The sequence below is a fragment of the Pseudomonas sp. 3JA genome, from assembly GCF_036961705.1.
GTDB lineage: Bacteria > Pseudomonadota > Gammaproteobacteria > Pseudomonadales > Pseudomonadaceae > Aquipseudomonas > Aquipseudomonas fluorescens_Q.
Window position 1 is genome coordinate 58684 of the sequence record NZ_JBAMDJ010000004.1, and the last position, 13083, is coordinate 71766.

Genomic DNA, 13083 nt, shown 5'->3' on the forward strand with positions numbered 1-13083 from the left:
CTCAGTTCTCCTCGATATCAGTCGGCAGTGGACGCGGCAAATCATCGCCACTGGAACCATCGAGCCAATCGACCTTGACCATCTTGCGCACCACGACGAATTCGTCGCGGTTGCAACCGACCGTGCCGTAATAGTTGAAGCCGTAGGCCTGTTGCGCGTAACCGCCAATCATGTGGGTGGGCTTGAGCACCACGCGGGTCACCGAGTTGTGGTGGCCGCCACGGGTCTTGGTGGTTTCCGAACCCGGCACGTTCACGATCCGTTCCTGGGCGTGGTACATCATCACCATGCCTTCCTTGACCCGCTGGCTGACCACCGCACGGGCGGTCAATGCGCCGTTGACGTTGAAGCATTCGATCCAGTCGTTGTCCTCGATACCGGCGCGCTTGGCGTCGATTTCCGAGAGCCAGACAATCGGCCCGCCACGGCTCAAGGTCAGCATCAGCAGGTTGTCGCTGTAGGTGCTGTGGATGCCCCACTTCTGGTGTGGGGTGATCCAGTTCAGGACGATCTCGGTCTCGCCATTGCTGCGCTTGCCCTTCACGCCGGCGATGGTGCGGGTGTTGACCGGTGGCCGATAGCTCATCAGCTGCTCGCCGAACGCCTGCATCCACGGGTGATCCTGGTAGAACTGCTGGCGACCGGTGATGGTGCGCCATGGGATCGACTCATGGACGTTGGTGTAGCCGGCGTTGTAGCTCACGTGATCGTCTTCCAGGCCAGACCAGGTCGGGCTGGAAATGATCTTGCGTGGCTGGGCCTGGATGTCGCGGAAACGAATGGCCTCGTGCTCCTTCGAGACGGCCAGGTGACTGTGGTCGATGCCGGTGAACTCCGACAGCGCTGCCCAGGCTTTCACCGCGACATGGCCGTTGGTTTCCGGGGCCAGGGACAGGATGACTTCGGCGGCGTCGATGGCGCTGTCGATCTTTGGTCGCCCTTGGCTGATGCCGGCCTCGACTTCCTTGTGGTTCAGTTCGCCGAGGAATTTCACTTCAGTCTCGGTGTTCCAGTTGATGCCCTTGCCGCCGTTGCCGAGTTTCTCCAGCATCGGGCCCAGGGAGGTGAACTGCTTGTAGATGTTCGGGTAGTCGCGCTCCACCACCTGCAGGTTCGGTGCGTTCTTGCCCGGGACCGGCGCCACACCGGCACTTTTCCAGTCGGTGCCGCCGAAGGGTTGGGCCAGTTCGCCGACGCTGTCGTGCATCAGCGGTACGGTGACCAGGTCTTTCTCGACACCCAGGTGGCCGACCGACATGGCGGAAAACGCCTTGGCGATGCCCTTGTAGATTTCCCAGTCCGAACGCGATTCCCAGGCCGGATCGATGGCGGCCGACAGTGGGTGAATGAACGGGTGCATGTCCGAGGTGTTCATGTCGTCTTTTTCGTACCAGGTCGCGGTCGGCAAGACGATGTCGGAGTACACGCAGGTCGAGGACATGCGGAAGTCCAGGGTGGTCACCAGGTCGAGCTTGCCAATGGCGCCCTCGTCGACCCATTCGGCTTCGGTGGGTTTGCACTCGGTGCTATGGCCGATGTCTTCGTTCATCACGCCGTTCTTGGTGCCCAGCAGGTACTTGAGCATGTACTCGTGGCCCTTGCCCGAGGAGCCCAGCAGGTTGGAACGCCAGATGAACATGTTGCGCGGGAAGTTCACCGGGCTGTCCGGCTGTTCGCAGGCAAAGCGCAGGGAACCGTCCTGCAGCGACTTGACCACGTAGTCCTTGGGTTCCAGGCCCGCGGCGGCGGCATCGCGGCAGATGTGCAGCGGGTTGGTGTTGAGTTGCGGCGCGCTCGGCAACCAGCCGGCCCGTTCGGCACGGATGTTGTAGTCCAGGGCGTGCTCGGGGAACTGCGATTTGTCGGCCAGGGGCGAGAGCACGTCGTGCATGCTCATCTTCTCGTGGCGCCATTGCGAACTGTGGCCATAGAAGAAGCTGGTGCCGTTCATCTGCCGTGGCGGACGGTTCCAGTCCAGGCCGAAGGCCAGGGGCAGCCAGCCGCATTGCGGACGGAGTTTTTCCTGGCCCACATAGTGGGCCCAGCCACCGCCGGTCTGGCCGACGCAACCGCAGAGCATGAGCATGTTGATCAGCCCGCGGTAGTTCATGTCCATGTGGTACCAGTGGTTCATCGCCGCACCGACGATGATCATCGAGCGTCCACGGGTCTTGTCGGCGTTATCGGCAAACTCCCGGGCGATCTGGATCGCCTTCTCGCGACTTACACCAGTGATTTGCTCCTGCCAGGCCGGGGTGCCGGGCACCGAGGCGTCGTCGTAGTCCTTGGCGACGTTGGCGCCACCCAGGCCACGGTCGATGGCCAGGTTGGCCGCCGACAGGTCGAACACGGTGGCGACTTTCGCCACGCTGCCGTCGGCCAGCACCACGCTGTGCACCGGCACCCGACGGAACTGCACCGCATCACCGGCCACGTGCTGGAAGTACTCCTGGGCTTCGCCGGCAAAATACGGGAAGGCCACCTCTGCGACGTCGCCGCCGATCAGGCTCAGCTTGAGGTCGATCTCACGTCCCTCGCCGCCTTCGCGCGGCAGGATGTTCCACTTGCCCTTCTCACCCCAGCGATAGCCGATGGAGCCTTGGGGCGAAACCAGTTCGCCGGCGGCATCCATGGCGATGGTTTTCCATTCCGGGTTGTTGTCCTGGCCGAGGTTGTCGGTCAGGTCGCTGGCCCGCAGGAAACGGTCCGGCTGGTAACCCGCGCCCGGCGCAGCGCCAAGCATCGGCTTGAGCATCACCAGTACCGGCAGGTCGGTGTAGCGCTTGGCGTATTCAGTGAAATAGGCGCTGGGCTTGTCCAGGTGGAATTCTTTGAAGATCACATGGTTGAAGGCTTGGGCCAGTGCGGCGTCGGTGCCCTGCTTGGGGTTGAGCCACAGGTCGGTGAGCTTGGCGACTTCCGAATAGTCCGGGGTGATCGCCACGGTCTTGGTGCCCTTGTAGCGCACCTCGGTGAAGAAGTGGGCGTCAGGGGTGCGGGTCTGCGGGACGTTGGAGCCCCAGGCAATGATGTAGTTGGAGTTGTACCAGTCGGCCGATTCCGGCACGTCGGTCTGCTCGCCCCAGACCATCGGCGAAGCGGGCGGCAAGTCGCAATACCAGTCGTAGAAGCTCAGGCACACGCCACCGATCAACGACAGGTAGCGCGAGCCGGCGGCATAGCTGACCATCGACATGGCCGGGATCGGCGAGAAGCCCACCACCCGGTCCGGGCCGTGCGTCTTGACGGTGTAGACGTTGGCGGCGGCAATGATCTCGTTGACTTCTTCCCAGTTGGAACGGATGAAGCCACCCATGCCGCGCTTGCTTTTATAGGAGTCGGCCTTGGCCTTGTTCTCGACGATGCTGGCCCAGGCCTCGACAGGCGGCAGGGTCTGCCGGGCTTCGCGCCACAGCTTGAGCAATGGCTTGCGAATTTTCGGGTACTTGAGCCGGTTGGCGCTGTAGATATACCAGCTGTAGCTCGCGCCGCGAGGGCAGCCGCGTGGTTCGTGGTTGGGCAGATCGTTGCGGGTACGCGGATAGTCGGTCTGCTGGGTTTCCCAGGTGATCAAGCCGTTCTTGACGTAGATTTTCCACGAGCACGAACCGGTGCAGTTCACCCCATGGGTGGACCGCACGATCTTGTCGTACTGCCAGCGCGAACGATAGACGTTCTCCCAGTCGCGGGACTCCTTGCGGGTCTCGCCGTGCCCATCGGAAAACTCGCCTTGCTTACGGTTGAAAAACCGCAGTTGATCCAATAAATGACTCACAGTGTGTTCCTCTCAGGCTTGCTCCGCGGGGTCTGCGCCCCGCCCACGCAATAGTTGAATTCGTCTTAGCAGGGTGTCGCCGCGCCCTTGCGGGCGTACCACCACCAGGTCACCACGATGCAGCTCAGGTAGAAGCCGACGAACATGTAGAAGGCCATCTCCGGGCCGCCGGTCAGGGCCATCGAAGTACCGAAGGATTTGGGGATGAAGAACGCCCCGAAGGCGCCCATGGCCGAGCTGAAGCCCAGCACCGCGGCCGATTCCTTGCCGGCGTTCTTGAGCGCTTGCTCGCGCACCTCGGGCTTTTTGCCCAGGGCGGCTTTTTCATGCAGGGTGCGGAAGATCACCGGGATCATCCGAAAGGTCGAACCGTTGCCCACACCCGTGGTGATGAACAGCAACATGAACATGCCCAGGAAGCCGTAGAAGTTGCCGCCCTGGCCGCCTTGGGGCAAAAAGTGCATGACCCCGAACACCATCAGAATCATCAGCACGAAGTTCCACAAGGTGACCTTGGCCCCACCGAGCTTGTCCGCCAGCCAGCCGCCCAACGGCCGCACCAGCGCGCCCACCAGCGGGCCGAGGAAGGCGAATTTAAGGGCGATGACTTCCGGGAACGAAGTTTTGATCAGCAGTGGGAAGGCAGCGGAGAAGCCGATGAACGAACCGAAGGTGGCCAGGTACAACCAGCACATCAGCCAGTTGTGCTTGCGCTTGAAGATCACCGCCTGTTCGCTGAACGAAGCACGGGCGCTGGACAGGTCGTTCATGCCGAACCAGGCAATCAGGGTCACGGCCAAGATAAACGGCACCCAGATGAAACCGGCGTTCTGCAACCACAGCGAGCTGCCATCAGCCAACACCTGGGGCTGGCCGCCCATGAAGCCGAACACGCCGAAAGAGATCACCAACGGCACGCTGAACTGCATCACCGACACCCCCAGGTTACCCAGCCCGGCGTTCAGGCCCAGGGCCGTGCCTTGCTGGGACTTGGGGTAGAAGAAGCTGATGTTGGACATGCTCGAGGCGAAGTTGCCGCCGCCAAAACCGCAGAGCAACGCGATCAACACGAACACGCTGTAGGGCGTGGCCGGGTTCTGCACAGCGAAGCCCATCCACAACGCCGGGATCAGCAGCGATGCGGTGCTCAGGGCGGTCCAGCGCCGGCCACCGAAGATCGGCACCATGAACGAGTAGAAGATGCGCAAGGTCGCACCGGACAGCCCCGGCAATGCCGCCAGCCAGAACAGCTGGTCGGTGCTGAAACTGAAGCCGATGGCATTCAGGCGCACGATCACCGTGCTCCAGACCATCCACACCGCGAAGGCCAACAGCAGCGCCGGGATGGAAATCCACAGGTTGCGCCGGGCGGTCAGTTTGCCGCTACTGCCCCAGAAAGCAGGGTCTTCCGGACGCCAGTCATGAATGACCGGGCCCTTTTCAGGCGTTTGCAGAACGGACATGTTCTTCTCCTTGGGCAATGCTGGAAAACGGGGATTGAATGGCCGGCGGCTGTTTACCCAGCAGCGGGCGCTTGCGTATTTCGCTGAAGTACATCCAGGCCAGGGAGACCCAGACCACGCCGTACATCAACATGAAGCAGGACGAGCGCACGCCGGTGAGGTCCACCAGGGCGCCGAACATGATCGGCAGCACGAACCCGCCCAGGCCGCCGGCCAGGCCGACGATGCCGGACACTGCCCCCATGTTTTTCGGGTAGTCGTTGGCGATGTACTTGAAGACCGAGGCCTTGCCGAACGCGAAGGCGATGCCCATCACGAACAGCAGCACGGTGAACAGCGTGGCGTTGAGGCCGATATGGAAGTCGACGATGCCGTTGACGGTCTGCACTTGCAGTTGGGTCTGGGGGTAGGAGAGCAGGAACAGGCAGATCCAGCTGACCCACAACACCCACCAGGTCACGCTCTGGGCGCCCCAGCGGTCGGACATCCAGCCACCGACGGCCCGCAGCACGCCACCAGGCAGGGAGAAACACGCCGCCAGCAGCGCCGCGCTTTGCAGGCTGAAGCCGTATTCCTGCACGTAGTACTTGGTCATCCACAAGGCCAGGGCCACGTAGCCGCCGAAGACGATCGAGTAGTACTGGCAGTAGCGCCACACGGCCGGCTCTTTCAGGGTTTTCAACTGCTCGCGCAATGTGGCGCCGCCGGTGCCGCTGTGCTCCTTTTTCTCGCTGGTGAGAAACCAGAACAGCAGCGCGGTGATGAACAGGATGGCGCTGAACACCTTGGGCACCAGGTGCCAGGAGCCGAACGCGATCAGGGCCGGGGCGAGAAACTTGGTCACCGCCGCCCCCGCGTTGCCGGCACCGAACACGCCCATGGCGAAACCCTGGTTCTGCTTGTCGAACCACTTGGCGACATAGGCGATGCCCACCGAGAACGAACCGCCAGCCAGGCCGACGAACAGGCCCAGCACCAGGAACTGCCAGAAGGCCGTGGCGAGGGTGATCAAGTACAGCGGCAGGACGCAGGACAGCATCAGCAGGAAGAACACGATCCGCCCGCCAAAGCGGTCGGTCAAAAGCCCCAGGGGCAAACGCACCAGCGAGCCGGTCAGCACCGGCGTGGCCGCCAGCAGGCCGAATTGGGTCTCGTTGAGGGCCAGCAGCTCCTTGATCGGAACGCCGAGCACGGCAAACATCATCCAGACCATGAAGCACACGGTGAAGGCCAGGGTACTCATCCCTAGTACCAGCCCTTGTTGCACTTGCGCTCGCATCACGATGCACTCCGTCAGTTCGATGAGCGCAGCCTAGTGATACGAACCCCGCAAAAACTTGACTTGGGTCAACGTGCACCGGGGCGGTCCAGGCCTATGCTTGCCCCATCTACCTCCAAGGAGGTAGACCCGGATATTGATACAACCCTTTATTTATCAATATCTTGAACAAGTCTGCCGAAGCTTTTATGGAAATGGAGCGGCCGACAACTCTTTAGAGGTAGTGCGCCCAGGATTGGCTGCTACACCCCCAGGTCCAGGGCGCCCCTATGCTCGCTTCACAGTTTTGCCCCGCAGGCCCGCGTCGATGATGCGCTGGCTGCGCAGCTCCCTGCCCGCTCGCGCCGGGCTGGCGGTGATCCTCATCGCCATCCTGGCCCTGGCCAGTTCCTTGAGCGCCGGATTGATCGCCTGGTTCAGCCAGGGCGACGCTGCCGCTATCAATACCGCTGGCTCCGTGCGCATGGAGACCTACCACCTGAGCTGGAAACTGGCGGCGGGGGCCAACGACGACATCCCCGCGATCATCACCAGCCTGCAACAACGCCTCGACAGCCCTGCCCTGCGCGCCGTGCTTGAAGATGGGCCGGAAACCTCCCTGCACAAGAGCTATCGCGACCTTGTGCAGCGCTGGAACCAGACTTTGCGCCCGGCCATCGAGCGTGGTGACTCGGCATTTTTCCAGGCCAGCGCCAACACCTTCGTCGATCAACTGGACCAGTTCGTCACCCTGCTGCAACGTCAGAGCGAGCACAAGCAAGGCTGGCAGCAGGTGATCCAGGGCGCGGCGCTGTTCAGCACCATGATCATCCTGCTGATCGGCCTGTATGAATTGCAGTACGGCGTGGTCACGCCCTTGCAGGAGTTGGTGGACGCCACCCAGCGCTTTCGTCGCGGCGAATTCCAGGTGCGGGTCAATCACCAGTCCGAAGATGAACTGGGCCAGTTGGCGACCAGTTTCAACACCATGGCCGAGACCATCGAGCAATCGCACCGCACCCTGGAAAACCAGGTCCAGCAAAAGACCCTGAACCTGCAACAGGCCAACGCCGCCCTGGAACTGCTGTACCAAAGCAGTCGCAGCCTGGCGACGCGACAGGCCAATGCCGAAGGGCTGGATGAACTGATCCGACGCTTCCAACAACGCCTGCCGGGCCTGCGCCTGACGCTGTGCCTGCAAGGGCAATTGCAGGCACCGGCCAGGCACTTGCTGGCGTTGCATGGCGCCGACAGCCGCCAGGTCTGCGCCAGCAGCGATTGCGCCAGTTGTCATAAACACAACGCGGCACGCCCGCAAGCCTTCAGCATCAGCAACCAGGGCAACGAGCTGGGTGAGCTCAAGGCCCATTTTGTCGACGGCCACGCCGCGCAGCCCTGGGAAACCGCATTGATCCAGGCCCTGGCCAACCTGATTGGTACGTCGCTATCGCTCAAGCGCCAGCGCGAACAGGACCATCGTCTGCTGCTGCTCGATGAACGCACGATCATTGCCCGCGAACTCCACGACTCCCTGGCCCAGGCCTTGTCGTACATGAAGCTGCAAGTCAGCCGCATGCAGACCCTGATGCGTCGGGGCGAACCGGTGCAGACCCTGGAGACCGTCACCGGTGAACTGCGCGAAGGGCTCAACAATGCTTATCGCCAGTTGCGCGAGTTGCTGACCACCTTCCGCTTGCAGATCCACGATGACGGCCTGGTCGAAGAACTCAAGGACACTGCCGAGGAGTTCTCCAACCGCGGGGACTTCAAAGTGCATCTGTTCGTCGACACCCTGGCTTTCGAGCTGTCGGCCAGCGAGCAGATCCACATCCTGCAGATCACCCGCGAAGCGTTGTCCAACTGCCTGCGCCATGCCCACGCCGAGAACGCCTGGCTCGAACTGCGCCAGGAAGGCGAGACCGTGCGGCTGTCGATCGAAGACGATGGCCGGGGCTTCAGCGGCGAGGTGGACCAGCGCGAACACCATGGCCTGAACATCATGAACGAACGGGCCCGCAGCCTGCGCGGCCAGCTCCAGATTCACTCCCGTACCCCCCAGGGCACCCGCATCCAGGTGCATTTCCAACCGGAATTCCTGGGCCAACACACCGAAGGCCTCGCAACATGAACGCCCCCCTGCGCCACACCCTGCTACTGGTCGACGATCATCCGATGATGCGTCGCGGCATCCGTCAGATGCTTGAGCTCGAAGACGATTTGCAGATCGTTGGCGAAGCCAGCCACGGCGAAGAAGCCCTGACCCTGATCGAACCGCTCAAGCCCGACCTGGTGTTGTTGGACAACAACATGCCGCAGATGAACGGCATCGAGACCCTGCGCCGGCTGCGTGCCATGCACTACACCGGCAAGGTGTTGCTGTTCACCGTGTCCGATGCCGAGGACGACATTCGCGATGCCCTGCGCCTGGACGCCAACGGCTACCTGCTCAAGGACATGGAGCCGGAGTTGCTAATCCAGTACATCCGCGATGCCCTCAACGGCGCCCTGGTGATCAGCCCCGGCCTGACCCGCGTCATGGCCCAGGCGCTGCGCTCGCCACCGCGCCAGGCCGATGTGGAACTGACCGAGCGCGAACGCCAGGTGCTCAAGACCATCGCCGGCGGCTACAGCAACAAGGTCATCGGGCACAAGCTGGGCATCACCGAAGGCACGGTCAAGGTGCATGTGAAGAACCTGCTGCACAAGCTCGGCTTGCGTTCACGGGTCGAAGCGGCCGTATGGGCGATGGAACATCTGCGCGGGGCGGGTTAGGCCTGGCGAATAGATCCCATGAGCAACACATAACCTGTGGCGAGGGAGCTTGCTCCCGCTGGGGCGCGCAGCGGCCCTGTTTTTTGGGGCTGCTACGCAGCCCAGCGGGAGCAAGCTCCCTCGCCACAGGGATAGTCATCAGGCCTCCCTCCCTCTTCCGAGGTAGGCCTGCCGAGGCATAGGCCGGCGACGATTTGGGCCCTACCATGACGGCACGCGGAGGTACGCCATGCTGACCCACCCTTCCATCGTTTTACTGTTGCGTCGTCATCACCTGTTCAGCCAATTGCCGGAGCGGGTCTTTGAAGATGTCTGCAGCCTGGCCGTTCTCAGGCGCCTGGACAGCAACAGCACGCTCATGCACCAGGGCGACCCGGCCAAGCGGTTTTTCCTGCTGGTCAGTGGCCAGATCAAGCTGTTCCGGGTCACCGGCGAAGGCCAGGAGAACCTGGTGGAGATCATCCAGCCCGGACAGACCTTCGCCGAGGCCCTGCTATTCAGCGAGGCCCGGTGCTACCCGGTCAGTGCGTCGGCAATCAAGGACAGCGTACTGGTGAGCATCGAAGGCACCCACTACCGCAAGGCCCTGGAGGACCAGCCCAAAGTTTGCCTGGCGATCCTGGCGAGCATGAGCATCCACCTGCACCAACGCCTCAAGGACATCGACAACCTGACCCTGGCCAGCGCCAGTCGACGGGTGATCAATTTCCTGCTGCAGGAGCGCGATCCACGCAACGGTCAGTTGGTGCTGCAGGTGTCCAAACGCCTGGTGGCCTCCAAGCTGGGGATTCAGCCAGAGACCTTCTCGCGCATTCTGCATCGCTTGGTGGACGGTGGCCTGATCGCCATGGAACGGCGCAACATTCGTATCCTGGCCGAGGAAGCGCTGGAGGCTTACCAGCAATAGCCCGAGTCAGTGCACCCTCTGTGGCGAGGGAGCTTGCTCCCGCTGGGCTGCGCAGCAGCCCCAAAAAGGCCAGACACAATCAATCTGACGCTCCGCAGTGGCAAACTTGGGGGGCTTCGCCCCCAGCGGGAGCAAGCTCCCTCGCCACGGGATCGGTGTTTGGCTCAGGGGCTTTGATCAACCCCTATCATCGGTATCAACCGCTCGAACAACGCATCGCCCTCTTCTTGCGAGCACTCGACCCCGAAACGCTTGCGCCAGCCCAACTGACTCAGGATCACGTGCACATCCGCTTCCAGGTCGTGTTGCTGCAAGCACGCCTGGACGCATTGCAACGGGCAACCGTCCAAGGCAATAATCCGCCGCCCCGAGCGTGCCTTGTTGACTAGCGGCGCCACATGCCCGCCGACCCCGACGATGCAGGACATCTCGGCCAGGCCAGCGCGGTCCAGGCGCAAGGCCACGTTGTTGGCCAGTTGCGCGACGTTGGAGCAACCGGAGCAGGAATACACCAGGGGCAATGCAGTCGAAGGCTTCATCACACGGTCGCCAATCCCTTGCCCGCCCGCTCCAGATTGCGCCACAACCAAGGCGGCAATACCTCCGGATCAAGACTGTCGATCAGGTTCTTCAGCGCCAGCCCCAGCTCCGTGTCCCCCTCGATCACCAGCCGCCGCCGGAAGAACAACGTATCGGGATCCTCCTGACGGCTGGCCAGCAACAGGAACTCGCGCCAGTTACCGCTGATGGTGACCTGGGCTTCGGCCCGCTCGGCGATGCGCAGTCCATCCCGCGCCAGGGTCAGGTACCAACACAACTTCAGGTCCGGCACCCGCAGGCACAACCAGCGCCCCTGCAATACATCGAAACCGCCATCGCGCAACGGCTCGGCCAGGCAACGATTGAGCGCCTGTTGCAACGCCAGGCGCTGCACCACGAACGGCACCTTGCCCACCAGCGGCAGCAAGCGATCAGCGCCCTTGAGCACCCACTTCTTCGGACTCAACACAGGCCCGCCTCCTCTACCTTCAACATGCCGGCATGGCCGTGCCAGTAGCCGTTGCAGCCCTCGACAAACAGCGGCGGCGCCTCCCCCTGGCGCACGCGATCAAACGCGCTGACCACCTCGGCCATGCCCTGGGCTCGCGGACTCAAGCGCAGGATGTCGGCCCCGCAAGCCACCAGGGCGTTGTAATCAGCCAGCAGGTTGCTCACCTCACCGGACATCGTCTGGATGCCATTGAGCGTAAACAACGGCTGGCCCTCCTGACTGCTCAGCGCCAGGCCATCGGGGTAATTGATGCAGCAGAACTGGCAGTCATCCTTGGGCCGGTTTTCGGCACGAGCGGTGAAGCAGCGCGCCGAGTAAGCCAGGGGCAGATGGCCGTAGGCAAAGATCTCGACTTCAGGCACCTCACGCTCCATGTCTCGCACTTGCTCCAGCACATCGCCAATCAGCGCCGCCGAACACTCCACCGGTGGCACCCAGCGGACCATGCCGCTGTCGAGCAATTGGCCCAGGGCGTGACCGTTGTACAAATTCAACGCCGGACCGCCCACGAAAGGCAGCTTGCGTTCGGCCAGCAACTGCACCGCCCCCATGTCATTGGCTTCCACCAATAATTGGCCGTTGTCACACAGACGGCGCAGCGAAGACAGCTCCGAAGCCGCTTCGATCAGTGTCAGGCTCGACAACACGATCTGTGCCTGACTGCACGTCTGTAGCTCGCGCGCCAGCCCAAGCCATTGATCCAGAGAAAAGGCCCGGCGCTTGGAGCACACGGTTTCCCCCAGATAAATCACGTCCAGCGGCAATGCCGACATCTCGGCATAGAAATTCCCCAGTTGCGCTTTGTCCCAGTAAAACAGGACCGGTCCCAGGCTGAGTTTCATCTGGCCTCCCCTCATTGCCATGATCGATGGTAGGCACCCAGGGTGGTCTGGCTGCCTTCGGACAAGCCAGCCAGCACCTGGCGCCATTCTTCCTGCACCCGGAACCGTTGTGGCGCGACCTGGTGGGCATCCAGTGCGGCGCGCCAGACCCGGGTCACCTGTTCAACATAGGCCGGGCTGCGTTGGCGACCTTCGATCTTCACCGCTTCGACGCCGATGGCGGCCAGCTCCGGCAGCAGGTCAAGGGTGTCGAGACTGGTGGGTTCTTCCAGCGCATGGAAACGCTTGCCACCCACCAGGAAGCGGCCTTTGCACAGGGTCGGATAACCGGCCGGTTCTTCGGGGGTGTAGCGGTCGATCAGCACCTCGCTCAGGCGTGCGCTGAGGCCTTGGGCATCCTCGCTCCAGCGCACCGCCTTGGCGGGCGAGCAGACGCCGCACAGGTTCGGCGATTCGCCGGTGATGTAGGAAGACAAGTGGCAACGGCCTTCAGCCATGATGCACAGGCTGCCGAAACCGAACACTTCGATCGGCACCGGGCTGGCAGCCGCCACCTGTCGCACCTGGGCCAGGGACAGTACCCGCGGCAGCACGGCGCGGCGGATGTCATAGCGCTGGGCGTAAAAAGCCAGAGCCGCAGCGTGGGTCGCCGAGCCTTGTACCGACAGGTGCAGCGCCAGTTTCGGGTGGCGCTGGCTGGCGTAGCCGAGCACGCCGGGGTCGGCGGCAATCAGGGCATCCACGCCGAAATCGGCGGCACGGTCCACCGCCCGTTGCCAACGTTCCCAGCCCTTGGGCTGCGGGTAGGTATTGACCGCCACGTACAGCTTGCGTTGGTGTTGACGGATGTGTGCGACAGCCGCGTCGAACTGCTTGTCGTCCATGTTCAGCCCGGCGAAATGCCGGGCATTGGTGTCATCGCGAAAGCCGACATAGACGGCATCGGCGCCTTGGCGCACCGCCGCTTTGAGGGCAGGCAGATTCCCTGCCGGGCAAACCAGTTGCATGGGGCATC

At 62.7% G+C, this 13083-nt stretch carries 10 protein-coding genes; 3 read left to right on the plus strand and 7 right to left on the minus strand.

Going from position 1 to position 13083, the window contains the following annotated elements; translation table 11 throughout:
* Position 1 precedes the first annotated feature (1 nt).
* From V7773_RS04360 to V7773_RS04370, 3 genes are all read right to left on the minus strand, one after another.
* Positions 2–3775, minus strand: a complete 3774-nt coding sequence (locus tag V7773_RS04360) for a nitrate reductase subunit alpha (RefSeq protein WP_336072440.1) — start codon at positions 3773–3775, stop codon at positions 2–4.
* Between the two features lie 65 nt (positions 3776–3840).
* Complete coding sequence (locus tag V7773_RS04365) at positions 3841–5238, minus strand: NarK family nitrate/nitrite MFS transporter (RefSeq protein ID WP_092145748.1); 1398 nt, start codon at positions 5236–5238, stop codon at positions 3841–3843.
* Positions 5216–6517, minus strand: a complete 1302-nt coding sequence (locus V7773_RS04370) for an MFS transporter (RefSeq protein ID WP_371856951.1) — start codon at positions 6515–6517, stop codon at positions 5216–5218. The genes V7773_RS04365 and V7773_RS04370 overlap by 23 nt, the downstream gene beginning before the upstream one ends.
* A 307-nt stretch (positions 6518–6824) precedes the next feature.
* Here V7773_RS04370 and V7773_RS04375 point away from each other — a divergent pair, with 307 nt between their 5' ends.
* The 3 genes from V7773_RS04375 (at position 6825) to V7773_RS04385 (ending at position 10175) form a co-directional block, all read left to right on the plus strand.
* On the plus strand, positions 6825–8624 hold the full coding sequence (locus tag V7773_RS04375; RefSeq protein ID WP_336072441.1) for a HAMP domain-containing protein: 1800 nt from the start codon (positions 6825–6827) through the stop codon (positions 8622–8624).
* Positions 8621–9268, plus strand: coding sequence for a two-component system response regulator NarL (gene narL, locus V7773_RS04380; protein ID WP_003202460.1), 648 nt, complete (start codon positions 8621–8623; stop codon positions 9266–9268). The genes V7773_RS04375 and narL overlap by 4 nt, the downstream gene beginning before the upstream one ends.
* Positions 9269–9497: 229 nt before the next feature.
* Complete coding sequence (locus V7773_RS04385) at positions 9498–10175, plus strand: Crp/Fnr family transcriptional regulator (RefSeq protein WP_063320852.1); 678 nt, start codon at positions 9498–9500, stop codon at positions 10173–10175.
* Positions 10176–10339: 164 nt separating this feature from the next.
* On the opposite strand, the gene V7773_RS04390 is transcribed toward V7773_RS04385, so the two are convergent.
* From V7773_RS04390 to ubiU, 4 genes are read right to left on the minus strand one after another with little or no spacing between them, the layout of a single operon-like run.
* Positions 10340–10714: a putative zinc-binding protein gene (locus tag V7773_RS04390; protein ID WP_336072442.1), complete on the minus strand. Its 375-nt coding sequence runs from the start codon at positions 10712–10714 to the stop codon at positions 10340–10342.
* Positions 10714–11184, minus strand: a complete 471-nt coding sequence (gene ubiT / locus V7773_RS04395) for a ubiquinone anaerobic biosynthesis accessory factor UbiT (RefSeq protein ID WP_336072444.1) — start codon at positions 11182–11184, stop codon at positions 10714–10716. The genes V7773_RS04390 and ubiT overlap by 1 nt, the downstream gene beginning before the upstream one ends.
* The gene (locus V7773_RS04400; RefSeq protein ID WP_092462507.1) at positions 11178–12068 is read right to left on the minus strand and encodes a U32 family peptidase; all 891 of its coding nucleotides are present in this window, start codon (positions 12066–12068) and stop codon (positions 11178–11180) included. The genes ubiT and V7773_RS04400 overlap by 7 nt, the downstream gene beginning before the upstream one ends.
* 11 nt (positions 12069–12079) lie before the next feature.
* On the minus strand, positions 12080–13075 hold the full coding sequence (gene ubiU, locus V7773_RS04405) for a ubiquinone anaerobic biosynthesis protein UbiU (protein WP_063320850.1): 996 nt from the start codon (positions 13073–13075) through the stop codon (positions 12080–12082).
* Between the last annotated feature and the right edge of the window lie 8 nt (positions 13076–13083).